This is a genomic window from Solimonas sp. SE-A11, assembly GCF_030345715.1.
Classification (GTDB): Bacteria; Pseudomonadota; Gammaproteobacteria; order Nevskiales; family Nevskiaceae; genus Solimonas_A.
The window spans coordinates 41354-66180 of sequence record NZ_JAUASX010000004.1 but is presented as its reverse complement, the minus strand read 5'-3'; the positions used below and the strand labels follow the sequence as shown (position 1 = coordinate 66180).

The following is a 24827-nucleotide window of genomic DNA, read 5'->3' as shown; positions in this document are numbered from 1 at the left end:
TTGCTGCCAGAAATCGCCCCAGGCGTGGCCGGGCGATGCGCGGTTTGGTGGTTCCAAAGGAGCGGCGGCCGGCCACGCCTGGGGCGATTTCTGGCGCAACCCGCAGGGACGGGGCCATTTTCGCGCCCCGCGTCCCCTATTGCCCCTGGTGTACGTCAAGTACACCGCGGGCCGATAGGGTTGGCGAGACACGAAAATGGCACGCCGTCGCGTGTGTGTTTTATTCATGGATAAGCTCTAGTGTTGAAAATCGACTGCCCTTTCTGCGGGCCTCGCGACGAGGCCGAATTCCGCTGCGGTGGCGAGAGCCACATCCAGCGTCCCGGTCCCCACAACGACGTCTCCGACGCGCAGTGGGCGGACTACCTCTACATGCGCCAGAACCCGCAGGGCTGGCACTTCGAGCGCTGGCTGCACGCCGCGGGCTGCCGCCAGTGGTTCAACCTGGCGCGCCATACCGTGACGCACGAGGTCCGGGCGATCTACGCGATGACCGCGCCGAAGCCGCAGGTCGAAGCTGCGGAGGGCAGGGCATGAACCAGGCATTCCGCAGCAGCCAGGGTGGGCGGATCGACCGCACGCGTCCGCTGCGCTTCCGTTTCGACGGCCGCGAGTACACCGGCTATGCCGGCGACACGCTGGCCTCAGCCCTGCTGGCCAATGGCGTGCGCGTCACTGGGCGCAGCTTCAAGTACCACCGCCCGCGCGGACTGATGGCGGCGGGCTTCGAGGAAGCCAATACGCTGGTGCAGCTGGAGAGCGGCGCGCGCACGCAGCCCAACCTGCGCGCCACGCAGATCGAGCTGTACGACGGCCTGGAGGCGCGCGCGGTCAACTGCTGGCCCAGCGCGCGGCACGACGTCTTCGGCTTCTTCCAGTTGCTCAAGCCGCTCTGGCCGGCGGGCTTCTACTACAAGACCTTCATGGCCCCGAGCTGGCACCTGTACGAGCCAGCGATCCGCCATGGCGCGGGCCTGGGCGTCAGTCCGAAGCTCGCCGACCCGGATGTCTACGACAAGCGTCACGACCAGGCCGACGTGATCGTGGTCGGTGCAGGCCCCTCGGGCCTAGCGGCGGCCATCGCGGCGGCGCGCGAGGGTGCGTCGGTGCTGCTGCTGGACGACAAGCCCGCGCTGGGCGGCTCGCTGCAGTACGAGCCGGGCCTGGTCGAAGGACTGCCCGCGGCGGATTGGCTCAGGGCGCGCGAGGACGAGATTCGATCGCTGCCGAACATCCGCGTGCTGGGCTCCACCACGGCATTCGGCTACTACGACCACAACCACCTGCTGGCCAACGAGCTGCTGCCCGCCGGCGGCGCCGGTCCGCGCCAGCGCCTGTGGAAGATCCGCGGACGGCAGATCGTGCTGGCCACCGGCGCCCTGGAGCGCCCGCTGGTGTTCCCCAACAACGACCGCCCGGGCGTGATGCTCGCCGGTGCCGCGCTGCAGTACCTGCATCGCCATGGCGTGCTGCCCGGCCGCCGCGTGGCGATCGCGACCAACAACGACAGCGCTTACGCCGTGGCCTTCGAGCTGCGCAAGGCGGGTGTCGAGGTGGTGCAGATCGCGGACTCGCGCAGTGGCCGGCCGGCCCCGCTGGCCCAGGCCCAAGTCCTGGGCATTCCGGTGGCCCTGAGCTGCGCGCCCACCGACACCCGCGGCCGCAACGGCCTGCAGCGCGTGGAACTACACGACGTGAACGTGCAGGGACAGGCCCGGCCGGGCACCGGGCGCTGGCTCGATGCGGATGTGCTGCTGGTGTCCGGCGGCTGGAATCCCACCGTGCACCTGTTCTCCCAGTCGGGCGGCGCCCTGCGCTTCGACGATCAGCAGAAGGCCTTCGTGCCGCATCGCCTCGCGCAGCCCGGCTACCTGGCCGGCGCGGCGGCGGGACATGCGGAGCGCGAATCGGCGGTGGTCGCGGCCAGGGCCGCCGGCCGCGATGCTGCGGCCAATCGCGTGATCCGCGAAATGCCCGCGATGGATTCGACGGTGCAGACCGCGCTGTGGTCGGTCAACGTCGAGGCCATCGGCCGTGGCCCGTCGAAGTCCTGGGTGGATTTCGCCAGCGATTCGACCGAGTCCGACCTGCGCCTGTCGGCGCGCGAGAACTTTGTCTCGGTGGAGCACTTCAAGCGCTACACCACCACCGGGATGATGACGGACCAGGGCAAGACCTCGAACGTCAACGCCATCGGCATACTGTCGGGCGTGCTCGGCAAGGCGCCGGGAGAGGTGGGCACCACGCGCTTCCGTCCGCCGTTCAACCCGGTCACCTTCGGCGCCATCGCGGGCCGCAATGTCGGCACCTACTATCGCCCGCTGCGCCAGCTGGCGGCGCAGGCGGCTCACCACGCCGCCGGAGCGAAGATGGAGGACTACGGTGCCTGGCTGCGCCCGGCCTTCTATCCGCAGGCCGGCGAAACCGAGAGCGCGACGATACACCGCGAAGTCCTGTCGGTGCGCGGCGGCGTCGGTATCCTGGACTACTCGCCGCTGGGCAAGATCCTGGTGCAGGGCCCCGATGCAGCGGAATTCCTCACGCGCGTCTACGTCAACAACGTCCGGACGCTGAAGGTCGGCGGCTGCCGCTACGGCCTGATGCTGGGTGAGGACGGCATCGTCAAGGACGATGGCGTGCTGACGCGCTGGTCGGAGAACAGCTACCTGGTGGGTACCACCAGCGGCCAGGCCGACCGCATCGTGGAATGGATGGAGGAGTGGCTGCAGTGCGAGTGGGTGGACCTCGACGTCACCGTGGAATCGGTGACCACGCAATGGGCGGTGGTGATGCTGGCCGGACCCAAGGCGCGCGAGGTGCTGTCGCGCCTGGACAGCGGCATTGATCTTGCCGCAGCGTCCTTCCCGCACATGAGCGCCCGCGACGGTCGCATCGGCGATGTGCCGGTGCGCGTCGCGCGCGTCAGCTTCACCGGTGAGCTGGGCTACGAGATCAGCGTGCCCTGGCAGTATGGCCTGTCGCTGTGGAGTGCCCTGCTGGATGCCGGCAAGCCGCTGGGCATCATTCCTTTCGGTATCGAGTCGCTCATGGTGATGCGCACCGAGAAGGGCTTCCTGCACGTGGGCTCCGATACCGATGGCCTGACGCTGCCGCAGGACGTCGGCTTCGGGGCGATCATCGACAAGAAGCCCGAAGACTTCATCGGACGCCGCTCCACGATGACGCCCGACGGCCGCCGTACGGACCGCCGGCAGCTGGTTGGCCTGGCTCCGGTGGATGGGGCTTCGTTGCTGCCGGTCGGCGGGCACGTGGTGGATGCGGCGTTCAAGGCCGCTTCCGGGCATACCCAGGGCTGGGTGACATCCTCGTTCATGAGTCCGACGCTGGGACGCCCGGTGGCCCTTGCCCTGGTCGAACGCGGACGCGAACGCCTGGGCGAGCCAGTGCAGGTCTTCGACGGCGGCAAGCTGCTGCCCGCCAGGATTGTTTCCATGACCGCCTACGATCCCGAAGGCGAAAGGCTGCGGATGTGAGCGACATGAACCAGAACACTCTGCCGACCGCCCTCAGGCTCCAGGCCGTTTCCCCGCTGGGCACAGCGCCGGGCGCCGCGCCGCAGGTCATCGCCCAGGGCGTGGGCCTGCGCGTGGTTGAGGAGACCTTCCTGCAGCTGGCCAGCCTGCGCCTGTCACGCAAGGCGGACCGCGCCGCGGCGTTAGGAGCCCTGCCGTTCGACCTGCCGGCCACGCCGAACGGCTGGACCGGCGACGCGGCCTCGTCGCTGGCGCGCTTCGAGCCGAATGCCTGGATGCTGATCTCCGTCGCGCCGCGGGCGCTGCCGGGAAGCACGGATGCCTGGGTGGTGACCGACCTGTCTTCGCGGCTGGCCAGTGTCCGCCTCCACGGCGCGCGTGCGCCGGCGGTGCTGGCGGCGGCCACGTCGGTGAGCCTGCCGCCATCGGGGTTCACGCGCACGCTGTTCGCGGAGACCGTGCCGGTGCTGGTGCAGCGTCTCGCCGACGACGACTACCGCCTGCTGATCGACGTCAGCTTGGCGGGATATCTGTCGTCCTGGCTGGCGGATGCCGGCCGGCTGACGGCGGCACTGGAGTAGGGCGCTGCTGCGTACCCAGCCGGCCCTGCCGAGAATAATGCAGTTATGTATTGTAATGACGCCGTAGCTCCCGCCTTTCCTGCGACCGAAGCCCTGCCATGACCGAAGCCACCCACGATCACATCCTGACCTTCCGCGCCCCGGACCGCCCCGGCATCATGGCGGCGGTGACCTCGGCGCTGTATCGCGCCGGCTGCGATATCCGCGATGGCGCGCAGTTCGGCGATCCCGACACGGGCGCGTTCTTCATCCGCATGCACCTGGCTTCGCCGGTGTCGCTCAGCCAGGAACAGATCCGCGACGAGCTGGCGCCGATCGCCCGCGATCGCCTGCTGGAATGGAAGATCGCGCCCTGGAACCGCAAGCTGCGCACGCTGATCGCGGTGTCCAAGTTCGGCCATTGCCTCAACGACTTGCTTCACCGCTGGCGCTCGGGCCTGCTGCACACCGACATCGTGGGCGTGGTCTCCAACCACCCGGACATGCGCAGCCTGACTGAGTGGCACGGCCTGCCGTTCCACCATTTTCCGATCACGGCGGAGACCAAGCCGCAGCAGGAGGCGCAGATCCTCGACTTGATGGAGAAGGAACAGGTCGACCTGCTGGTGCTGGCGCGCTACATGCAGGTTCTGTCGCAGGACATGTGCCGCGCGCTGGATGGCCGCTGCATCAACATCCATCACTCCTTCCTGCCCAGCTTCAAGGGCGCCAGCCCCTACAAGCGCGCCTACGAGCGCGGCGTGAAGCTGGTGGGCGCCACGGCGCACTACGTCACCTCGGACCTGGACGAGGGTCCGATCATCGAGCAGGACGTGGTGCGCGTGAACCATGCGATCAGCGCCGAGGAAATGGCCAACCTGGGACGCGACGTGGAAGCCCGCGTGCTGGCGCGGGCGGTACGCTGGCACGTCGAGCATCGCGTGATCCCGAACTGGCCCAAGACCATCGTCTTCGCCTAGGACAGCGATGAGCGCGACCCTGATCGATGGCAAGGCGGTTGCCGCCGGCGTGCTGGAGGAGGTTTCCCGCCGCATCGCCGCGGAGCGTGCCGGAGGATGGCGCGCGCCTTGCCTGGCGACTGTGATCGTCGGCGCGGACCCGGCTTCCGCGGTCTACGTGCGCAACAAGGTGGAGGCCTGCCGCAAGGTCGGCATCGACGCGCGGCCGCACGAGCTGCCGGCCGAGACCGGCGAGGCAGAACTGCTGGGGATCATCGGCCGGCTCAACCAGGATCCGTCGGTGGACGGCATCCTCGTGCAACTGCCGCTGCCGGCACCGATCGATGCCACTGCGGTGATCGAGCGCATCCACCCGGACAAGGACGTGGACGGCTTCCATCCCTTCAATGTCGGGCGCCTGATGCAGCGCATCCCGCGCCTGCGGCCCTGCACGCCCTATGGCGTGATCGAGTTGCTGCGCGAGATCGGCGAGAGCTTCTACGGGCGCCGCGCCGTGATCGTCGGCGCCTCCAACATCGTCGGGCGCCCCATGTCGATGGAACTGCTGCTGGCCGGCTCCATCGTCACCGTGACCCATCGCTTCACCCGCAGCCTGGCAGAGGACGTGGGCACCGCGGACATCCTGGTGGTGGCCGCCGGCAAGCCTGGGCTGGTGAAGGGTGAGTGGATCAAGCCCGGCGCCACCGTCATCGACGTGGGCATCAACCGCTGCGCCGACGGCAAGCTGCGCGGCGACGTGGAATTCCAGGCGGCGCGCGAGCGCGCTGCCTGGATCACGCCCGTGCCGGGTGGCGTGGGGCCCATGACGGTGGCGATGCTGATGCGCAACACGCTGCAGGCGGCCGAGTTGCGCCGGCAGGCGGGAACTGGCGAGTAGAGGCAAGATCGAGGACTCAGCGACGTCCGGGGGGATGTACGGCATGTCCAGTAGCTATTCCAGTATCTCGATTGCGGTCTTCGGGCTGACGCTCGCGGCCACCTTCCTGATGGCCTGGCTTGGCCGGCGTCATGGCGGGTCTGACCATGGCGGTCTGGCGGAGCAGAAGCTCAATCGCTGGCTGATCGGCCTGTCGGCGGGCGCCGCCGCCAACAGCGGATTCATCGTCACGGGTGCCGTGGGCCTGGGCTATGCGTACGGCATGCAATGGGTGCTGCTGCCGCTGTCCTGGCTGGTAGGCGATATCGTCTTCTGGACGTTATTCCCGCAGCGGCTGAATGATTTCGGCCGACGTTCGCGCGCGACGACGCTGCCGGAACTCCTGACCCATGGGCTGCAGGGCCGCGGTGCCACGATACTGGTGCTGATCTGCGGCCTGCTGATCCTGTTGTGCCTGTCCGGCTACGTATCGGCGCAATGGCTGGCCGGCCAGAAGTTCATCGCCGGCGCCTTCCCCGTCTCCGGCCTCGGCGCCCTGGCGCTCTTCGCCGTGCTGATTATTGCCTATACCGGCATCGGCGGCTTCCGTGGCTCGGTCTATGTCGACAGCCTGCAGGCGGTCATCCGCATCATCGGCACGGCCCTGGCCTTGCTCTCCGTGTTCTGGGTCGCCCGCGAGGATGGGGCGATCGTGCAACAGAATCTTGCCGCCGCCGGGCCAGGCTTCCTCAGCCTGCTGCCGGCAGGCGGCTGGCCGGCGACAGCCGGATTCCTGCTGGGCTTTGGCGCCGCTGCGCTGGGGTTCGGCCTGGGACAGCCTCACATCGTCTCGCGCTACCTGGCCGGGGCCAGCCCGGCCGAGACGCGCTCCGCCTGGTGGATCTACATGGGCTTCGTCCAGTTCACCTGGATTTCCATGACCGTATTTGGCGTGATGCTGCGCGGGGTGATGCCGGACCTGCAGGACCCCGAGGCCGGGTTGAGCCTGTTCTTCAGCCAGCGCATGAACGCAGTGGCCACTGGCATCATCGTCGCCGACGTCTTCGCGACGATCGCGGCGACCTCCAATGCCCTGCTGGTGGCCATGGCGCAGACCCTGAGCCACGATCTGCTGCCGCGCTCCATGCCGGGGAGGCGCTTTTCGATCGCCTGGGGTTGCGTGTTGATGGGCGCCCTCACCATGGGACTGTCGCTGCTGCTCCATGGCAGTGTCATGCAGGTGGCCCTGGGCTCGGTCGCGATGATGGCGGCCGGCATCGCTCCGGCGGTGATGGCCAAGGCACTCGGATGGCGGCACGACGCTCGCTCGCTGATCCTCTCGGTGCTGGCGGGGCTGACTGCTGCAGGTCTCTGGAAACTCGCCGGGCTTGATCCCCTGGTCAACCAGGCGGCCGCCGGCATTGCGGCGGGCGTCCTGGCCTTGCGCCTGGCGGCGCCGAGCGATGCGGCCAGGAATGTTTTCTGAAAAGTGTATGATTCAGGTCTGTCTCATCCTCCGGATCGCCCCTGAATGGCCGCCAAGCGTCTCAATTCCACCCGCCGGCAGAAGCGGGTACTCAGCTTTGAACCCCCCAGCCGCAAGGGCAACATCAAGGTGCCCATGGAAGGCTGGATCAGCTGCGCCCGGGTGCTGCTGATCGAAGAGGGCCTGGCCGGCATCAAGGTGGATCGCCTGGCCAAGCGGCTGAAGGTGACGCGCGGTGGTTTCTATTACCACTTCAGCAGCCATCACAAGCTGCTGCAGGCCTTGCTGGACGATTGGCGCGTCAACAACTGCTTCATCCCCAAGAACGCCGATGCCTCGTCGCCGCGTGCCGCGATCGATGTGTTCAAGCAAATGACGGACAACCTGGTGCACGAGCGCGGCTTCGATCCGCAGTTCGACATGGCCGTCCGCGAGTGGGCGCGTATCTCGCAGCCGGTGGCGGACGTGGTGCACGAGGTGGATGCCGACCGCGTCAAGGCATTGCAGGCCGTCTTCGTCGGCCTGGGCTATGCGCCTCAGGAGGCCGAGCTGCGCGGCAAGCTGTTCTACTGGCAGCAGATCGGATATTACGCCCTCGGCGTCGAAGACCCTCTGGAGTATCGCGAGCAAAACCTCGAGTTCTTCCACCAGCTACTCGGTGGCCAGAAGTACCTCGATGCGCTGAAGAAGTCGGAACCTCGCGCCGCCTGAGCGGGAGGGCTCAGCTCAGCAGGCGCGACAGCTGGACGCGGTTGCTGACGCCCAGCTTGCGGAAGCTGCAGTGCAGCTGGAATTCGATGGTTCGCGGCGAGCGCGACAGGCGCTTGGCGATCTGGTCGTTGCGCAAGCCTTCGACCGCCAGGCGTGCGACGCGCTGCTCCGACGTCGAGAGCTTCTTCAGTGCCGCCAGCGCCTGTGCCGACAGTTCGCCCGAACGGCCCAGGGTCTGGTCGTCCGTCAGGCGCAGCACGAAGCCGCCGGGGATCGGCTCCAGGGTGGCCGATAGCCCCGGCAGCTGGGGGTGCTGCAACTTCAGGGGACGATCACCGCCGAGAACGGCCGGGCGCAGGGCGGCCGGCAGGCTGCTGGACTCCTGGCCGCGCACCAGCGTGCGGTTCCAGCGGTCGAACTGTGCGTCTCCGTTGGCGCTCTTGTAAAGAATGGTTCCGCCGCCATCGAGGAACACCAGCGCCTCCGGCGATTTCTGCAGGTAGCCCTGCAGCAGCAGGCTCAGGTTGCGTGCCTGGTCCAGCGACTGCAGTTGCGGCAAGGCAGGGCCGGCCGGCCGCTGCAGATACTCGACGACCCGGGTGCGGGAAGCTGCCGCCGTCCCGGCGGGAGCTTCCCAATCTTCGGCACTACCCAGGCAGGATTCGCTTGTGCTTCTCATTTCAGTACCTCGAGACGCTTAAAACATGCAGTTATGCATAATAATGGATGGGGCCAGAGGCCGGCAGCCCCGGTAATCGGTCCGGACGGTCCTACAGGCGGTTACGCACGAATTCGCCGCCTTTCATGATCACGCTGAAGTGCTCGTCGGGCTGGGCCATGACGTGGATGTCCTTCAGCGGGTTGCGGTCGATGGCGATGAGGTCGGCGTAGGCGCCGGGCTCGAGGCTGCCGACCAGGCCGCTCTTCTGCATGATCTCGGCATTGATGCTGGTGGCCGAGCGCAGCAGTTCGATCGGCGTGAAGATGTCGGAGCGGAAGCTGAACTCCTGGTTCTGCATCGGGTGGAAGCGCTCCTCGAACAGGTCGGTGCCCATGCCGACGCGCGCGCCTGCACGCTTCAGGTACTCCATCGACTGGTAAGCCGCCGCGTGCGCCACCTTGATCTTCTCCAGGCTCTCACCGAACACGCCCAGCTCGGGGCCGTGGCGCATGATCTGCTCCTGCACGGCGATGGTCGGCACGGCGTAGGTCTTGCCGTCGGCGGCCGCGATCAGTTGCGCTGTCTCCTGGGTGATGATGGTGCAATGATCAATGGAGCGGATGCCGGTCTCCAGGCAGCGGCGCGCGCCGTCGTCGGTATGGCAGTGCGCCACCACGTACTTGCGGCGCGTGCTGGCCTCGTAGACCGCGGCCAGGATTTCCTCGTTGGTGTACTGCGGCATCCAGATCGGGTCGGTAGGCGAGGCGACACCACCGGAGATGAACAGCTTGATGTGGTCGGCGCCCTTGCGCAGTTCGTTGCGGCAGAACTTGCGCACGTTCTCGACGCCGTCGACCACCTCGGCGAAGGTGTTGTTGGCGGCGCAGCCGCAGGGGCTGTCGTGGTGGTGCTCGGGGCGCATGTCGCCATGGCCGCCGGTCTGCGACAGGGCCTTGCCGCCGTAGTAGAGGCGCGGGCCTTCCATCAGGCCCTGGCTGATGGCCAGGTGCAGGCCGATCTCGCCGCCGCCCGGATCGCGCACGGTAGTGTAGCCGCGGTGCAGGGTGCCCCTGAGCAGGCGCGCGGCATACGCGACCTTGAGCGGCAGCGTCATGTTGTCGATCAGGCTCATGTTGAGCGAGATGCTGTAGACGTGGAAATGCAGGTCCAGCAATCCGGGCATGACGAAGCGGCCGCCCATGTCGATGACGTCGGCTCCGGCGATGCTCACGTCGCCGGCGGCCACTTCACGAATGCGGTCGTTCTCGATGACGATGCTGCCGCCCTCGATCAGGGCTTCGTTGCGGCCGTCGAAGACCAGGCCGTTCCTGAGGATCTTGATGCTCATGTGGACTCTCCGATGAAGCGCCTGCGGCTATACCACAGGATGAATGAATGCAGGGGCCGGGGGATCACCACGCGGTCTCGCGATCCGCCGGCTCGGGCGGCTGCGGCACCAAGCTGAACCTGAATCTGCGCGGCGGTGCCTTGTTCAGCAGGTGCTGGCAGAAATGGTCCATGGCCCGGCGCAGCGTGTGGCGCGTGCGCCCCAGCGTGTAGTGGTTGCGGTTGGGCAGCACCATCAGCTCCATGGGCACGTCGGCCTCCACCGCTGCGTCGTAGAGCTGCAGGATCGGGCCCAGCGGGCAGTTCTCGTCCAGCTCTCCCGCCACGACCAGCAATTGGCCCTTGAGCCGCGGCACCTGCTGGATCGCGTCCATCGACTCATAGTTGACGGGCCGCGCGGTGGCGGTCGGCCGCTCGCCGCGACCGTTGCCGTAGTCCGGCACGCCCTGCCAGCCGGTCCAGTGGTAGTCGGGATACATGTTGTGCACCGAGACGAACGGCGCGGCGGCGATGCCCACGGTGAAAACCTCGGGGAACTCCAGCATGGCGCGGAGCGTGGTGTAGCCGCCGTAAGAGCCACCCTGGATGCCGACGCGTCGCGTGTCGATCCAGGAATGCCGCTGGCCGAGCTGCTGGATCGCTGCAACGTAGTCGTCCAGGCCGATGAGGTTGAGCTTGCCCTGACCGGCCGTGGCGAACGCCCGGCTGCGGCCGGTGGTGCCGCGCGCATCGAGCGCGATCACCGCGCAGCCCAGCGCGGCATAGGCAGCCGGCGGAATCCAGACGCCGGGGCTGGCGGACGCGGCCAGGTAGGTGCGCGGGCAGGCCGCCATCAGCGGGCTGGCGTACTGTGCCACCAGGACCGGCGCCTTGCCATCGGCGGGCAGGACCGGCGGCCGATACAGCAGGCCGTGGATCTCGGTCTGGCCGTCGGCGGCGAGCGTGACGAACTCCTCGGGCGGGACGTAGCCGGCGGCGAGCAGCGCGGATATATCGGTCTGCTCGATCAGTTGCTCGCGGCCATCCTTCAGGCGCACCGCCACGGTCTGCGGCGGAACCGAGACGGTAGAGCGCGTGTAGACCAGGAACTCGCCGCTGGGTGACGGCTGCCGGACGAATTCCCTGGTCTTGGAGATCGCGGTGAGGCCGGGATTGATGTCGGCATCCAGGCCGGCCGGCGTGATGCGGCGTAACCCGCTGCCGTCCGCGTTCACCGCGTACAGCGAGCGCAGGTAAGGGTTGCCGCCTTCACGCCCGCAGGCGGTGAACAGTACGCGCCCGCTGCGGGCATCCACGTCGATCAGGTCACGCACCAGCCACTCGCCTTGCGTGACGGCGTTCAGCAACTGGCCGGTCTGGCCATCGTAGCGGTACAGGTGTCCCCAGCCCGAGCGGTGGCTGTACCAGATGACCTGCTCCATGTCGCCGATGACCTCGACGGCGACCTGGCTGTAGGAGGTGGTGTTGAGCTCGACGCGGGGCTCGTCTTTTTCCGAGACGACGATGCGTGAAGCGCCGCTGGCGAGGTCAATGTCCAGCAGGTACGCGGTCTTCTGATGCTCGCCGAACATCACGGCCCAGGCGCGGCGGCAGTCGGGACTCCACATCCAGCGCCGCACCGCCTCCCAGTCCTGGTGCAGGTGCAGCTGGTCGTCCGGCAGCTGCAGCGGCACCAGCCGGCCCGTGGCCAGGTCCAGGCACAGCCAGCGGATGGTGGGAGGCGCTTCGCCGGTCAAGGGCATGCGCGGCAGATGGACCTTGGGCCGGAAGCTTCCGTCCTGCGGCGCGCTTTCAAGCATCGGATAGGGCGCGACATGGCGCTGGTCGATGCGCCAGACGATCAGCTTGCTGCTGTCGGGCGCCCAGACGATGCCGGCGGGGCGGCCATTGGCGGTCACGCGGCTGCGCGGCACGTGCCCGGCCTTGAAGTTGCCGTGGTAGATGGCATAGCCATCATCGGGCGAGCCGTCATGGGTGATCTGCTGCGGCTCACCGCCGGCCTCGGCCAGCCACAGGTTGCCGTCGTGCTGACTCAGTGCCCACCGGCCGTCGGGCGAGCGCAACGGACCGTGGCCCGATTCGGTCTCCCCGATCGCGCTCAGTTCATTGCCCGCATAGCGATAGCGGGTCTTGTCGTGGGAGAGCTCGACGGCATCCGGTGTGATGCGGGTGACCGCGATCGGCAGCTTCGAGGGTTCGGCCGCATGGCCGAGCGCCCGCAGCGCATCCGCCAGATGCTGGTGGTCGAAGGCCGGGCGGCGCGAGCCGGTAGCGGCGTCGACCAGCAGCCATTGATGTCCTTCCGCGCTCGTGTGCTGGTACCAGCACTGGTCGGTCTGACCCACCCAGCGCAGCGTCGGCGAGAGGTTGTGCAGCTTGGGCAGGAAGACCGAGGGCAGCAGTTTCTCGGCGGCGGCGTAGCGGTCCTGCATTCTCATGCCGGGTCTCAGGCCTTCGCGGCGGCGGCGGACTGCAGGGCGGCCCGCTCGCGTTCCGCCAGGGTGGCCTGGATTTCCGCCACGCGCGCGCGGGTCAGCGGGTAGTTCCAGATGATCAGGGCGCCGCCGATCAGGCCGGCTGCCGGGGCGATGGCCATGGCGAGCTTCAGGCCCAGCACGCCGTTGGCGGTCTGCGCGGTGGCGGTGGCGTCGAAGCCGAAGGCGCCGACCAGGGCGACGCCGGCGGCGGCCGACACCCCCTGCAAGGACTTCTGCAGGAAGGCGAACAGCGAGCCGTAGAGACCGCCATGATCTTCGCCGGTGTGCAGCTTGCCGTAATCCACGATGTCGGCGGACATGGTGTAGACGATGACTGTGCCGACCAGGGCCAGGATGATCAGCGGATAGAGCAGGAAGCACATCATCAGCGCCGAGGGGCCCGGCGTGAGCAGCGCGAAGCCGATGCAGGCCATGCCGCCCACTGCCAGGCCGCTGGCCCACACGCGGTGACGCTCGTAGCGTGCGGACAGGAAGGTCCAGAACGGGATGCCGACGAAGGTCAGCAGCATGGACACGATCATGATGGCCGGGAATTCCTTGCTTAGTCCCAGGTAGGTGTCCATGTAGAAGTAGGCGACGCCGCCGCTCATGCCGGCCAGGAGGTTCACCGGCAGGAAGGCGGCGAACAGGCGCAGCAGGGGTGGGTTGTCGCGTACCGCCACGATGATCTCCTTGATCCCGTGGCGCGGCTGCACGGGCGGCGGCACGTAATCGCCGCTGGGTACGCGCAGGATCAGCAGGGTGGTGGCCAGTGGCAGGGCCAGCACGCAGATCACAGCGGCCACGCCCAGGCTGCGGAAATCCAGCTCGGTGCTGTCGGAATAGCCGAGCTTCATCGCGATGAAGGGCGTGGCGAAGAACAGCAGGTTGCCCGCCATCTGCGACATCGCACGCCAGGCCTGCACGCGGGCGCGCTGTGCGTAGTCGGGGGACAGGCCGTAGCTCCAGGCCTGCAGCGGGATCTCGATGGTCTTCCAGCCCAGGTACAGCACCGCGGTCCAGATGCCGAAGTAGAGCACGGTCACGTCCTCGGGCGGACGCAGCAGGAACCAGGTGCCGGCCACGGACAGCAGGGTGCCGGCGATGGTCCAGCTGCGGCGCGTGCCGCTGCGTGCATAGCTGCGGTCCGACAGGTGGCCGATCAGCGGATAGGTGATCGCGTCGAACATCTTGGTGATCAGCATCGCCAGGGCCAGCGCGGTGAGGGACAGGCCGGCGTGCTTGGCGTAGATCGCCTGGATCTGGCCTTCTGGCCCATGCATGACGCCCAGGATCAGGGTCGGCAGGGTGAAGGTGATGAGGAGGTCACGCCGCAGGGGTGCGGAGGTGCCTGCATTCATTTGTTGCGTCGCGGAATTCACAGTGATCCGTCCATCCCAGGATTATGCGTCTTGCCATTATACATATGTGTATGTATATTACACTTAATTTACGACCACAATGGAAATAAATTCATCCGGGTGGTGGATGGCCTCGCAAGGTGATGGGGAGTGGCGGCGATGGGTGAATGGCAGACGGCGGCAGCGGAGCAGCGCAACCCTAGGGGGCGTCCGCGCAAGTATTCGGACGAGTTGCTGGTGGAGGCGGCGCTGCGGGTGATGGAGCGCGAGGGCTATGCCGCCCTGACCATCCGGTCCCTGGCCGCGGAGCTGGGGACCAGCCACACCACGCTCTACAACTACATTGGCGCCATCGAGGAGATCGAGGACAAGGCGGTCCACCGGCTGACGGACCAATTGCCGTTGCCCCAATCCAGCTCCGTGCCGGAGCTGCGCGTGGAACTGATCGCCTTCCTGGTTGCGTCCCGTCGCCTGATGCTGCATCACCCCGGAGTGATGCTGTCCCGTCACGACTCCGCGGCCGCGCAGACCTTCATGCAGGTCGGCGACCGATGGCAAGGCGCACTGCTGGCATACGCGCCAGACCGCAAGACCGTCCACCTGGCGTTGGGCGCCCTGCTGTCGACGGTGGCGTTGGCCGTGGAGGCCGAGCGTCGGCTGGGGGCGGAGTACGAGAAGCGTCTGCGCAGCATCCCTGCCAGGCCCTCTGCCGACCCGGTCGAGCAATACGGCTTCGAGCAGTATCTCGACGCCATGATCGATCTCGTCCTGCCGGGCCTGTCCCCGGCCTCTCGCAGGAGCGCAAGCTGATGAATATCCGTGGTGGTTCAAGTGCCAACGGCCGTCGCGACATCAATACGGCCTCGCAATACGGCCTGCGCGGCATCCTTGCCTGGGAGCCGGACGACCGTTGGAAGTTCCCGCTGTTGGGTGCCACCCAACGGACCGAGGACGACGACATCGCTTATGCCGACAACTACGATGGCCGGCTGGAGCACGGCGACTCGCCACGGGCCAGTCCTGGCAAGTCCGGCTACGACCTCGCCAACCTCTCCATCGAGCGACGCTTCGACTGGGGCGCCCTGATCTCGCAGACCTCGTACGTCAAGAAGCGGTTCGAGATATTCATCGAGGCTTCGCGAGCGCTGGGCGGCCTGTTGCCGCTGCTGGCGGGCGCCAACGACAACCATAGCAAGGGCTTCACGCAGGAGCTGCGCGCGGTCTCGGCACCGGGCGACGGTCCCTGGAGGCGGCTCCTCGGCGGCTTCTACTAAGGCATGCAGCTCTACGACTGCTCGGAAATCGGTGCGGCCGAGGGGGCTGCCGACACTGTCTATACCTCCGCTGCTCAACGGCATCCTGGCCACGCCTTGTCCCGGCAATGCCAGCAAGATGGCCAGCATGCTCGATATCGGCCAGCTTCGCGGTGAGATCGACCTGGAAGCGGCCGATTTTCGGTGAACTGACACGCGAACTGGGCGAGCGCTGGGAACATCACCACCAACCCGTTTCCCGCCCGCGACACCGTTACCTACGTTGCGCCGCGCATCTTCGTGCTGCGCCTGAGCGGCAGCTTCTAGATGCCTCCTTTCAAACAATGAACACGACAACACTCTCGATGAACTACCCGATCGCCAAGCCGCAACCCACGCCCGTTACCCACGGTCGCGTCAGCTATACCGACGATTACCAGTGGCTGGAAGAAAATACCCCCGAGTCGCTGGACTTTCAGGCCCGGCAGAATCGTTACACCCTGGACTGGATGGCGAGCCGTCCGGCGCGCGCGCGCGCCGAGGCATTGATCGACGCGATGTCGCGCGTCAGTGTCGATCTTCCGAGCTACAGCGGTGGCCGCTGGTTCCGCAAGCGTGTGCCGGAGGGCAAGAACCTGGAGGTGCTCGAAGTGGCGGGGGCGATCGACGGCCCCTGGCGCATCGTGGTGGATTTCAACGCCATGAGCAGCGGACAGTCGCTGGTCGCCGATACCTTCGTCCCGTCACCGGACGGGCGCAAGCTGGCTTTCGGCTGGGGCATCGACGGCCGTGAGATGGCGGAGTTCCGCGTAATCGATGTCGATAGCGGCGAGATGCTGCTGGAGTCGATCCGCCAGGTGCGACCGATCTTCCCGTCCTGGTTTCCCGACAGCAGCGGCCTCTACTACGCGGCCTGGGATCCCACGGTCTCGCTGTTCCAGTCGCGGGTCTATCGCCAGGTGCTGGGCGAGGCACCCGTCACCCAGCCGGAGGAGTTCGAGACCACTCACTCGCTGATGTGGGCGAAGGCGGCCGCAGACGGCCGGCATGTGCTGCTGATCGCCGATCACCTGAATCCTCGCCCTGAGTACATCCGCGAAGGCACGGGTGGAGGCGCCTGGAAACCCTTCCTGCAGGGCGAAACCGCCTTGTTCCGCGGCGACATCATCGGCGACCACTACTACGCCGTGACCGACGATGGTGCCAAGTGCGGACGCCTGGTGTCGATTCCTCTGGCGACGCCTGCCGACCGCAGCACCTGGAAGGAACTGGTGCCGGGATCGGATGCCGTGCTCGGCACGCTGCTGATCATCGATGGGCACCTGGTGTTGACGGACCTGGTGGATACCTACTCGCGCCTGCGCGTGCTCGACATCGAGGGGCGATTGAAGGGCGAGGTCGCCCTGCCGGGGCGCGGTTCCATCAGCACCCTGCAATTCGTCCTCTTCAACATGATCGACATGATGTGGAAGGGCGGGCAGGGCGAGGTGTTGTTCGCCTTCTCGTCGCCGGTGCAGTCGCCAGGACTGTACAAGGCCAATATCCATACGCGCGAGGTGACCGCGCTGATGCAGCCGGCGGTCCGGCTCGATGCCCACTTGCATGACTATGCCACCACCAGCGCCGATGGGGTGCGCGTGCCCTATCGCGTGATCGCACGAGCGGACCTGGACCTGTCGAAACCGCAGCCGGCCATCATCTACGGCTACGGCGGATTCGCCGTTTCGCTGGTCCCGGGCTGGTCCAGTGCGCAGTACGCCGCCTGGGTTCAGGCCGGAGGCGTGCTGGTGCTGGGGCACCTGCGTGGCGGTGGTGAACTGGGCCCGGACATGTGGCACCAGGGCCGCCTCCGGCACAAGCAGAATACCTTCAACGACGTCTACGCCATTGCCGATGACCTGATCGCGCGCGGCATCACCACCACGGCGCAACTCGGCGTGACCGGCGGCTCCTATGGCGGTGTGATGGCCTGCGTGGTCGTGGTGCAACGGCCGGACCTGTTCCGCGCCGCAGCGGCCTACGCCGCCGCCCCCGATCTGCTGGCACGCGGGCGTGATCCGATCTGTCTCGGTGCAACCCTGGATGGCGGCGACCCCGAGGACCCTGAACTGTCGGAGGTCCAGGCGGCCTACAGCCCCTACAGCAACGTCAAGGATGGCACCGTCTACCCGGCATTCCTGATGGACTCCGGCGATAAGGACGACCGCACCCCGGCCTGGCATGTGCGCAAGATGGCCGCACGCATGCAGCCCGCCAATGCCGGCCCGAATCCGGTGCTGCTGCGTATCCGCGAGGGCAGCGGCCACGGCGAGCGTACGCCCCAAGGCCAGCGCTCCGAGGGCGCGGACTTCCTTACCTTCTTCATTGACCAGCTCGGCCTCGTGCCTTGAGCGGCTGCCTCATCCATGCCGGGAACACCATGAAATACCCCACCGCCAAGCGCCAACCCGTCGCCGTGACCTTCGGCCGCGTGAGCTACACCGACGATTTCCAGTGGCTGGAGCAGGACAGTCCCGAGTCGCTGGAATTCCAGGCCCTGCAGGATGGTCTCACCCGGGCTTGGTTCAACAGCAATCCCGCCGGGGTCCGCGCCCAGGCGCTGATGGACTCGATGCCGCACATCGAGAACGATTTCCCGCTGTTCAGTGGTGGCCGCTGGTTCCGCAAGCGCACGCCGGAGGGGCGGAAGATGCACGTGGTGGAGGTGGCCGACTCTTCCGAAGGCCCCTGGCGCCTGGTCGTCGATCTCCAGGATTTCGCGAACGGCCGCATGCTGTCGGTCGACAACTTCGTGCCGTCGCCCGATGGGCGCAAGGCGGTAATCGGGTTCAGCGTGGACGGAGTCGAGCTTGCCGAGCTGCGGGTGTTCGAGGTGGACAGCGGCAAGGTATTGATGGACTCGATCCCGCAGGTATATGCGTTCTTCGCCGCCTGGCTGCCGGACAGCAGCGGCTTCTACATCCTGGGGCGGGATCCCGGCGCGATGCAGGACGGCTCCTGGATCTACCGGCATACACTGGGGGCGGCGCCCAACTCCACGCGCGAGGACTACGAGCGGAGCGCGGATACGATGTGGGTGAAGTCCTCCGCCGACGGCAAGCACATGCTGCTGATCGCGGACCACCTTAATCCCCGCCCGGAATACATCCGCGACGAGACGTCCGCCAGTGGCTGGCGTCCCTTCCTCAAGGGGGAGGCCGCACAGTTCCGCGGCGACATCATCGGCGATCACTACTACGCGGTGACCAGCGACGGCGCGCCTTGCGGGCGCCTGGTGTCGATTCCGCTGGCCACGCCGAAGGATCGCAGTACCTGGAAGGAACTCCTGCCAGGTTCCAGTGACGTGCTCGGCACGCTGCTGACGATCGATGGCTGCCTCGTGCTGGTCGATCTGGTGGAGACCTGGTCGCGCCTGCGTGTGTTCGACACCGAGGGCCGGCCCAAGGGCGAGGTGGCCCTGCCGGGCCGTGGCTCCCTGAGCGCTGCGCAGTTCGCCATCTTCAGCATGATGGACATGATCTGGAAGGGTGCCGACGGCGACGTGCTGTTCCCGTTCTCCTCGCCCCTGCAGTCCCCGGCCTTGTACAAGGTCAACGTGCGCACGCTGGCAGTGACCGCGCTGACGCAGCCGCTATTCCGGCTCGAAGGGCAGATCCGCAGCCACTCCGCCACCAGCGCCGACGGCGCACGCGTGCCCTACCAGGTCATCGCCCATGCCGGCGTGGACCTGTCCAGGCCGCAACCCACCGCGATGTACGGCTACGGTGGCTTCCAGGCAGCACTGATTCCCGGCTGGTCGGGAGCCTGGTTGGGCGCCTGGCTGAAGGCCGGTGGTGTGCTGGTGCTGATGCACCTGCGCGGTGGCGGCGAGCTCGGCCCGGACATGTGGCACCAGGGCCGTCTCAAGCTCAAGCAGAACTCGTTCAATGATGTCTTCGCCATCGGCGAGGATGTGATCGCGCGTGGCATCAGCAGTGCCGGCAAGCTCGGCGTGGTCGGCGGCTCCAACGGCGGTGTCATGGCCTCGGCAGTGGCCGTGCAGCGGCCCGACCTGTTCCGCGCCAGTATCGCGCAGGTGCCGATCACCGACCCGCTGGCGCGTGCGCGGGATGCCATCTGCATGGCGTCCACCCTGGACTACGGCGATCCCAACGATGCGGAGATGTCCGAGGTGCTGCATGCCTGGAGCCCGTACCACAACGTCAAGGACGGCACGGCCTATCCGGCGCTGCTGCTGGATGCGGGCAAGCAGGACCTGCGCTGCCCGCCCTGGCATGTCCGCAAGCAGGCGGCACGCATGCAGCCGGCAAATGCGGGCCCGCACCCGATCCTGATGCGCGTACGCGATGGCGTGGGCCATGGCGCGGCGGACCTGGCAGGGCAGCGCGCGCAGGGTGCCGACTGGCTGGCCTTCTTCATCGACCAGCTGGGCCTGGCCCCCTGAGCAGAGGCGGTCCCGGCATCGGCCGCCGGCTGCCGCGGCCGGTGCCGCACGGGGCTCGGCTGCTGCCTCCGTGCTGCTCGACAAGGTGTTTCTGGAATCTGGCTTGGGTCGGGATTCGTCCCTGATTTCAATCAAAGCGAGGCAAAAAAGAAATCATATCCCGGGCTCGAAGGGCTAGTCTGCTCTCACCCAGCCGACGTCCACAAAGTCATCGAGAGACCCTCCATGTTCAGCAGCAAAGCGTTCGACAGCCATGAAGGCGTGACCTTCTTCTCCGACGCGGCCAGCGGCCTCAAGGGGATCATCGCGATCCACTCCACTGCGCTGGGTCCTGCTGCGGGTGGCTGCCGGGCCTGGGCCTACGAGAGCGAGGAGGCGGCGCTGCACGATGTGCTGCGCCTGTCGCGCGGCATGAGCTACAAGAACGCGGTGGCGGGCCTGCCGATGGGCGGCGGCAAGGCGGTCATCATCCGCGAGCCCGGCAAGCCGGTGACCGAGGCGCAGTTCGAGGCCTTCGGGCGGGTCGTGGATCGCCTGCACGGCGCCTACGTCACCGCGGAGGATGTGGGCGTCAGCGTGGCCGACATGGCCTGCGTGGCGCGCAGCACCCCGTATGTCAGCGGCATTTCCAGCCACGGCGATACCGCCGGCGGCGATCCTTCTCCCAAGACGGCCTACGGCGTCTACTGTGGCATCCTCGCCGCGGCCAAGGCTCGCCTGGGCCGCTCGGATCTGGAGGGGTTGCGCGTGGCGGTGCAGGGGCTGGGCAGCGTCGGCCGTCATCTCTGCGAAAACCTCTACAAGGCCGGTGCCCGCCTGGTGGTGGCCGACATCAATCCTGCAGCCTGCGAGAACCTGCGCGAGCATTTCGGCGCTGAGGTGGTGAGCCCCGAGGACATCCTCTTCCAGGACGTGGAGGTGCTGTCTCCCTGCGCGATGGGCGGCGTCTTCAATCCGCAGTCGATCCCGCGGATCCGCGCCTCGGTGATTGCCGGGGGTGCCAACAACCAGCTGGCTTCGCCGGAAGACGGTCTGGCCTTGCACGCCCGCGGCATCCTGTATGCGCCGGACTATGTCATCAACGCCGGCGGCATCATCTGCGTCGCCTCCGAGTACCTGCGCAGCGGCAGCGAGCAGGAGGTCTGGAAGCGTGTCGCCGGCATCGAGCAGACCTTGGCCGGCATCTTCGCGGAGTCGAAGGCATCCGGCACGCCGCCGCATGTGATCGCCGACGCCCTGGCCCTGAAGCGCATGGCGGGCGGACAGGCCCGGCACTGAGCGGTTAGCATGCCGCCACGATGATTGCACCCTGGATCGAACTGGCGGGCGTGGCGGTGTTTGCGGTATCCGGCGCGCTCGCGGCCGGGCGGAAGTCGCTCGACCTGCTGGGCGTGGTGGTGATCGCCTGGGTGACGGCGACCGGCGGCGGCACCCTGCGCGACCTGCTGCTGGACCGCCCGGTATTCTGGGTGGAGCGACCGCAGTTCCTGGTAGCGGCCCTGATCGCGGCCCTGCTGACGGTGCCCTACGTGCGCTTCGCCCGCCCGCCCGAGAAGCTGCTGGAACTGGCCGACGCGCTGGGCCTTGCGCTCTTCAGCATCCTGGGGGCACAGGTTTCCATCGCCCTGGAGAAGCCGGGCCTGATTGCCGTGGTCATGGGCACGATCACCGGCGCCTTCGGCGGCCTGCTGCGCGACGTGCTCTGCAACGAGATCCCCATGATCCTGCAGAAGGGCAACATCTACGCCACGGCCGCGATCTCGGGCTGCGCGCTCATGGTCCTGCTGCTGCACGTCGGTATCGCGGCGCCGGCCGCCGCCGCCGCAGGTATGATCCTGGTCGCGATGATGCGCATCGCGGCGATCGTCTTCGGTCTGACCCTGCCTGTGTTCACCCTGCCTGAGGACCGCCGTCCTTGAAATCCCAAGGAGCAGATTGTGAGTCGTCTGCTGCCATGGGCGAAGGAACTGGCCATGAGTCGGGCGTGCTTGAAGCAGGGTACGCGCTACGGGATGACGATCGCGGTGTCGGCCTGCTTCCGGTCCGATGCTAGTCCCCCGCCCGGCATTTACGTGGCGTTTCCAACCACTTACAATGCGCGCCCCCGGTGATGTAGCTCAGACGGTTAGAGCGCGGCACTCATAATGCTGAGGTCGGTGGTTCGATTCCACTCATCACCACCATTTTTGACTTCCCAGAAGTCCCGGAAAACAAATAACTCAGCGTAATTGCTGGGTTTTTTGTTTTCCGGGGGCTTTTCATGCCTGACCGGCCCGGGAACCCCCAAGGCCGGCCTCCGGAACCCGTCAGGCCGTCATCAGGCGTTCGCCGAACTCGTCGCGCAGCTTGTTCTTCTGCACCTTGCCCGTGGCACCCAGGGGCAGGGCCTCGACGAACACCACGTCGTCCGGCGTCCACCACTTGGCGATCTTGCCCTCGTAGAACTTCAGCATCTCGTCGCGGCTCACGTCCGCGCCGGGCTTCTTCACCACGATCAGCAGCGGGCGCTCGTCCCACTTGGCGTGCTTGGCCGCGATCACCGCCGCCATCGCCACCGCCGGGTGCGCCATGGCGATGTTCTCCAGGTCGATGGAGCCGATCCACTCGCCGCCGGACTTGATCACGTCCTTGCTGCGGTCGGTGATCGTCAGATAGCCGTCGGAGTCCAACGTGCCGCGGTCACCGGTGGGGAACCAGCCGTCCTGCAGCGGGCTCTTCTCGCCGCGGTAGTACTGGTCCACGATCCAATAGCCGCGCACCAGCAGGTCGCCGGAGGTCTGGCCGTCGCGCGGCAGCTCCTTGCCGTCCTCGTCGACGATCTTCAGGTCCACGCCGAAGGGCGGGCGGCCCTGCTTGAGCTCCACCTTGAACTGCTCTTCCTTCGACAGTTCCAGGTGACGGTTCTTCATCGTGCAGACCGTGCCCAGCGGCGACATCTCGGTCATGCCCCAGGCGTGGATCAGCTTGATGCCGTAGTCACGCTCGAAGGCTTCCATCAGCGCCGGCGGGCAGGCCGAGCCGCCCACCACCATGCGCTTCACCGTGTTGAGCTTCTTGCCGGTCTGCTTGAGGTACTGCAGCGCGCCGAGCCACACGGTGGGCACGCCGGCGCTGAAGGTGACCTTCTCGTTCTCGAACAGCTCGCAGATGCTGGCGCCGTCCAGCGCCGGGCCGGGGAACACCAGTTTGGAGCCGATCATCGCGCCGACATAGGTCAGTGCCCAGGCGTTGACGTGGAACATCGGGACCACTGGCAGGATCACGTCGCGTGCCGACAGGTTCATCACGTCCGGCAGCGGCACCGCGAAGGTGTGCAGCAGGGTGGAGCGGTGCGAGTACAGCACGCCCTTGGGATTGCCCGTGGTGCCCGAGGTGTAGCAGAGGCAGGCCGCGGCGCGTTCGTCGAATTCCGGCCACTCGTACTGGTCGTCATCGGCGCCGATCAGCTCCTCGTACGCCAGCGGCTTTACGTTCTTCATCTCCGGCAGGTGCGCGCGGTCGGTCAGCGCCACCCAGGTCTTCACCGTCTTGCACTTGGCTGCCACCGCGTCCACCAGCGGCGCGAAGGTGATGTCGAAGAACAGCACCTGGTCCTCGGCGTGATCGGCGATCCACGCCACCTGCTCGGGGAACAGGCGCGGGTTGATCGTATGCATCACCGCGCCGGTGCCGGAGATCGCGTAGTACAGCTCCAGGTGGCGGTAGCCGTTCCAGGCCAGCGTTGCCACGCGGTCGCCCTGGCGGATGCCCAGGCGCTCCAGCGCCTTGGCGGCCTGACGTGCGCGGCGGCCCGCCTCCGACCAGGTATAGCGATGGATCGGTCCCTCGACCGTGCGCGAGACGATCTCGCTGTCTCCATGGAACCGCTCGGCGTGCATCAGCAGCGACGAGATCAGCAGCGGGCGTTCCATCATCTGGCCCATCAGCAGGGACGACGACATCGGGTGTACTCCTCGTTCTTGGGGGTGAAGAAATAGTCAGGGGCCGCGTCTGGGCGCGGCTGCCGCGAAATCCTTGCCGGTTTTCATGCAAAGGGCAAGGGAAAGACGCCTTCCGCGGGGTAGGAGTTCCGCGTGTCGGGCTTTCCCCATCCCTACCACGGAGGGGTACGTCGCCAGCGGAGCGCTAGGGACAATGCCCCGTCCTTCCCGGAGCTCCTCATGAATCGTGTTTCACGCATCGCGCTGCTGTCCACGTCCCTGCTGCTGGCCTGCGCCATGCTTCCTGCGGCCGCCGCCCCTGCCATCGGCACGGACAACGTCTCCGCGATCAAGGGACACCGCAAGGTGGTGATCGCCGAGTTCGGCGTCGAGTTCTACACCCAGCTGCACAGCGAGGGGCGCGCAGGCGGCAGCAATGCCCAGGTCACCACCACGCTGGCCGGTGTCAGCGACGCCGCCTTCCAGGCGATTACCGAGCAAGCCTACAAGGACACCGTGGCTGCCCTGACCCAGGCCGGCTTCGAGGTCATGGAGCGCAGCGCGCTGGAGGCCAGCCCGCTGTACCAGGAGCTGGCGAAGAAATACGGCGCCGCCTCGCCGCTGACCTTCACCGACGACAAGCTGGTGGAAGGCGCGCCCTCGATCAGCAAGATCTTCGCGCCCGCCGGCATGCCGGCCTTCTTCTCCTCCAGCAACACCCGCGGCGACTTCGGCCAGCGCACCGACTCGCAGAATCAGGGCCGCGGCAAGAAGGAAGGCGACCTCGCCAAATCGCTGGATGTGACACTGCTGCATATTCATTACCTCGCCAGCTTCGGCCTGGTGTCGGGCACCAAGAACGGCGTGCTGGCCGGCATCGCCGGCGTCGCCCGCGCGGCCATCGAGCCGCAGCTGGTGCTGTTCCCGGAAGAGACCGAAATCCAGTTCGTCACCGACGCCGGTTTCCGCACCTTCACCAACAGCCGCCGTCCGCGCCATACCGGTGCCGTTTACCTGAAGGAACCCCTGAGTGCCGGCCCCGGCATCTTTGGCGTCGAGGACACCACGACCACTGAATCGAAGAAGGGTGATGCCATCACCAACGCCTTCGGCTCCCTGGTGGGCGGCTTCGGCCAGAAGCGCAAGTCCAGCCAGGTCATGCCGCAGAGCGAGGGCGCCTATAGCGAGGCCATCCAGAAGCTGATCGGCGAAAGCGCCGCCGGCATGGTGCAGAGCCTCGGCAGCGCCCTCTGATTTCGCCTCTCACCCAGCACTGC

At 67.1% G+C, this 24827-nt stretch carries 20 protein-coding genes and 1 tRNA gene; 16 read left to right on the top strand and 5 right to left on the bottom strand.

The window, feature by feature from the left end; translation table 11 throughout:
- The first annotated feature begins 240 nt into the window (after positions 1 to 240).
- The 7 genes from QT386_RS06655 to QT386_RS06625 all read left to right on the top strand — a co-directional run bounded on the left by QT386_RS06655 (position 241) and on the right by QT386_RS06625 (position 8087).
- Complete coding sequence (locus QT386_RS06655) at positions 241 to 537, top strand: sarcosine oxidase subunit delta (RefSeq protein WP_367401401.1); 297 nt, start codon at positions 241 to 243, stop codon at positions 535 to 537.
- Positions 534 to 3494, top strand: a complete 2961-nt coding sequence (locus QT386_RS06650; RefSeq protein ID WP_289272963.1) for a sarcosine oxidase subunit alpha family protein — start codon at positions 534 to 536, stop codon at positions 3492 to 3494. The genes QT386_RS06655 and QT386_RS06650 overlap by 4 nt, the downstream gene beginning before the upstream one ends.
- Before the next feature lie 5 nt (positions 3495 to 3499).
- Entirely contained in the window at positions 3500 to 4075 is a 576-nt protein-coding gene (locus QT386_RS06645; RefSeq protein WP_289272962.1) for a hypothetical protein, read from the top strand.
- Between the two features lie 98 nt (positions 4076 to 4173).
- The gene (purU, locus tag QT386_RS06640) at positions 4174 to 5034 is read left to right on the top strand and encodes a formyltetrahydrofolate deformylase (protein WP_289272961.1); all 861 of its coding nucleotides are present in this window, start codon (positions 4174 to 4176) and stop codon (positions 5032 to 5034) included.
- Positions 5035 to 5041: 7 nt separating this feature from the next.
- Positions 5042 to 5911: a bifunctional methylenetetrahydrofolate dehydrogenase/methenyltetrahydrofolate cyclohydrolase FolD gene (gene folD, locus QT386_RS06635; RefSeq protein WP_289272960.1), complete on the top strand. Its 870-nt coding sequence runs from the start codon at positions 5042 to 5044 to the stop codon at positions 5909 to 5911.
- Between the two features lie 43 nt (positions 5912 to 5954).
- Positions 5955 to 7376, top strand: coding sequence for a hypothetical protein (locus QT386_RS06630; RefSeq protein WP_289272959.1), 1422 nt, complete (start codon positions 5955 to 5957; stop codon positions 7374 to 7376).
- 45 nt (positions 7377 to 7421) lie between these two features.
- Positions 7422 to 8087 (top strand): TetR/AcrR family transcriptional regulator, encoded by a 666-nt coding sequence (locus QT386_RS06625; protein ID WP_289272958.1) that lies wholly within the window; start codon positions 7422 to 7424, stop codon positions 8085 to 8087.
- A 10-nt stretch (positions 8088 to 8097) separates the two neighbouring features.
- On the opposite strand, the gene QT386_RS06620 is transcribed toward QT386_RS06625, so the two are convergent.
- The 4 genes from QT386_RS06620 to QT386_RS06605 all read right to left on the bottom strand — a co-directional run bounded on the left by QT386_RS06620 (position 8098) and on the right by QT386_RS06605 (position 13933).
- On the bottom strand, positions 8098 to 8766 hold the full coding sequence (locus QT386_RS06620) for a helix-turn-helix transcriptional regulator (RefSeq protein WP_289272957.1): 669 nt from the start codon (positions 8764 to 8766) through the stop codon (positions 8098 to 8100).
- 91 nt (positions 8767 to 8857) lie between these two features.
- Positions 8858 to 10096, bottom strand: coding sequence for an amidohydrolase family protein (locus QT386_RS06615; protein WP_289272956.1), 1239 nt, complete (start codon positions 10094 to 10096; stop codon positions 8858 to 8860).
- 64 nt (positions 10097 to 10160) lie between these two features.
- A complete protein-coding gene (locus QT386_RS06610; RefSeq protein WP_289272955.1) occupies positions 10161 to 12533 on the bottom strand; it encodes a prolyl oligopeptidase family serine peptidase in 2373 nt (790 codons plus the stop codon).
- 8 nt (positions 12534 to 12541) lie between these two features.
- Positions 12542 to 13933: an MFS transporter gene (locus QT386_RS06605; RefSeq protein ID WP_289272954.1), complete on the bottom strand. Its 1392-nt coding sequence runs from the start codon at positions 13931 to 13933 to the stop codon at positions 12542 to 12544.
- Positions 13934 to 14092: 159 nt separating this feature from the next.
- Between QT386_RS06605 and QT386_RS06600 the strand changes: the two genes are divergently transcribed.
- From QT386_RS06600 to QT386_RS06565, 8 genes are all read left to right on the top strand, one after another.
- Complete coding sequence (locus tag QT386_RS06600) at positions 14093 to 14743, top strand: TetR/AcrR family transcriptional regulator (RefSeq protein WP_289272953.1); 651 nt, start codon at positions 14093 to 14095, stop codon at positions 14741 to 14743.
- Positions 14743 to 15207: a hypothetical protein gene (locus QT386_RS06595; protein WP_289272952.1), complete on the top strand. Its 465-nt coding sequence runs from the start codon at positions 14743 to 14745 to the stop codon at positions 15205 to 15207. The genes QT386_RS06600 and QT386_RS06595 overlap by 1 nt, the downstream gene beginning before the upstream one ends.
- Positions 15208 to 15238: 31 nt before the next feature.
- A complete protein-coding gene (locus QT386_RS06590; RefSeq protein WP_289272951.1) occupies positions 15239 to 15394 on the top strand; it encodes a hypothetical protein in 156 nt (51 codons plus the stop codon).
- Positions 15395 to 15551: 157 nt separating this feature from the next.
- Positions 15552 to 17576, top strand: a complete 2025-nt coding sequence (locus QT386_RS06585; protein WP_289272950.1) for a prolyl oligopeptidase family serine peptidase — start codon at positions 15552 to 15554, stop codon at positions 17574 to 17576.
- A 29-nt stretch (positions 17577 to 17605) separates the two neighbouring features.
- Complete coding sequence (locus tag QT386_RS06580; RefSeq protein WP_289272949.1) at positions 17606 to 19630, top strand: prolyl oligopeptidase family serine peptidase; 2025 nt, start codon at positions 17606 to 17608, stop codon at positions 19628 to 19630.
- Positions 19631 to 19855: 225 nt separating this feature from the next.
- The gene (locus tag QT386_RS06575; protein WP_289272948.1) at positions 19856 to 20908 is read left to right on the top strand and encodes a Glu/Leu/Phe/Val dehydrogenase; all 1053 of its coding nucleotides are present in this window, start codon (positions 19856 to 19858) and stop codon (positions 20906 to 20908) included.
- Between the two features lie 20 nt (positions 20909 to 20928).
- Positions 20929 to 21549: a trimeric intracellular cation channel family protein gene (locus QT386_RS06570; RefSeq protein WP_289272947.1), complete on the top strand. Its 621-nt coding sequence runs from the start codon at positions 20929 to 20931 to the stop codon at positions 21547 to 21549.
- 187 nt (positions 21550 to 21736) lie between these two features.
- Positions 21737 to 21813: transfer RNA gene (locus tag QT386_RS06565), tRNA-Met, on the top strand.
- A 123-nt stretch (positions 21814 to 21936) separates the two neighbouring features.
- Here the strand turns inward: QT386_RS06565 and QT386_RS06560 are convergent.
- The gene (locus QT386_RS06560) at positions 21937 to 23571 is read right to left on the bottom strand and encodes a 3-(methylthio)propionyl-CoA ligase (RefSeq protein ID WP_289272946.1); all 1635 of its coding nucleotides are present in this window, start codon (positions 23569 to 23571) and stop codon (positions 21937 to 21939) included.
- A gap of 219 nt (positions 23572 to 23790) precedes the next feature.
- On the opposite strand from QT386_RS06560, the gene QT386_RS06555 reads away from it, so the two are divergent.
- A complete protein-coding gene (locus QT386_RS06555) occupies positions 23791 to 24804 on the top strand; it encodes a hypothetical protein (RefSeq protein ID WP_289272945.1) in 1014 nt (337 codons plus the stop codon).
- The last annotated feature ends 23 nt before the right edge of the window (positions 24805 to 24827 follow it).

Coding starts and splice junctions, on each gene's coding strand:
- QT386_RS06650 (WP_289272963.1), top strand. CDS start 534: ATGAACCAGGCATTCCGCAGCAGCCAGGGTGGGCGGATCGACCGCACG.
- QT386_RS06645 (WP_289272962.1), top strand. CDS start 3,500: ATGAACCAGAACACTCTGCCGACCGCCCTCAGGCTCCAGGCCGTTTCC.
- purU (WP_289272961.1), top strand. CDS start 4,174: ATGACCGAAGCCACCCACGATCACATCCTGACCTTCCGCGCCCCGGAC.
- folD (WP_289272960.1), top strand. CDS start 5,042: ATGAGCGCGACCCTGATCGATGGCAAGGCGGTTGCCGCCGGCGTGCTG.
- QT386_RS06630 (WP_289272959.1), top strand. CDS start 5,955: ATGTCCAGTAGCTATTCCAGTATCTCGATTGCGGTCTTCGGGCTGACG.
- QT386_RS06625 (WP_289272958.1), top strand. CDS start 7,422: ATGGCCGCCAAGCGTCTCAATTCCACCCGCCGGCAGAAGCGGGTACTC.
- QT386_RS06620 (WP_289272957.1), bottom strand. CDS start 8,766: ATGAGAAGCACAAGCGAATCCTGCCTGGGTAGTGCCGAAGATTGGGAA.
- QT386_RS06615 (WP_289272956.1), bottom strand. CDS start 10,096: ATGAGCATCAAGATCCTCAGGAACGGCCTGGTCTTCGACGGCCGCAAC.
- QT386_RS06610 (WP_289272955.1), bottom strand. CDS start 12,533: ATGAGAATGCAGGACCGCTACGCCGCCGCCGAGAAACTGCTGCCCTCG.
- QT386_RS06605 (WP_289272954.1), bottom strand. CDS start 13,933: ATGAATGCAGGCACCTCCGCACCCCTGCGGCGTGACCTCCTCATCACC.
- QT386_RS06600 (WP_289272953.1), top strand. CDS start 14,093: ATGGGTGAATGGCAGACGGCGGCAGCGGAGCAGCGCAACCCTAGGGGG.
- QT386_RS06595 (WP_289272952.1), top strand. CDS start 14,743: ATGAATATCCGTGGTGGTTCAAGTGCCAACGGCCGTCGCGACATCAAT.
- QT386_RS06585 (WP_289272950.1), top strand. CDS start 15,552: ATGAACTACCCGATCGCCAAGCCGCAACCCACGCCCGTTACCCACGGT.
- QT386_RS06580 (WP_289272949.1), top strand. CDS start 17,606: ATGAAATACCCCACCGCCAAGCGCCAACCCGTCGCCGTGACCTTCGGC.
- QT386_RS06575 (WP_289272948.1), top strand. CDS start 19,856: ATGTTCAGCAGCAAAGCGTTCGACAGCCATGAAGGCGTGACCTTCTTC.
- QT386_RS06570 (WP_289272947.1), top strand. CDS start 20,929: ATGATTGCACCCTGGATCGAACTGGCGGGCGTGGCGGTGTTTGCGGTA.
- QT386_RS06560 (WP_289272946.1), bottom strand. CDS start 23,571: ATGTCGTCGTCCCTGCTGATGGGCCAGATGATGGAACGCCCGCTGCTG.
- QT386_RS06555 (WP_289272945.1), top strand. CDS start 23,791: ATGAATCGTGTTTCACGCATCGCGCTGCTGTCCACGTCCCTGCTGCTG.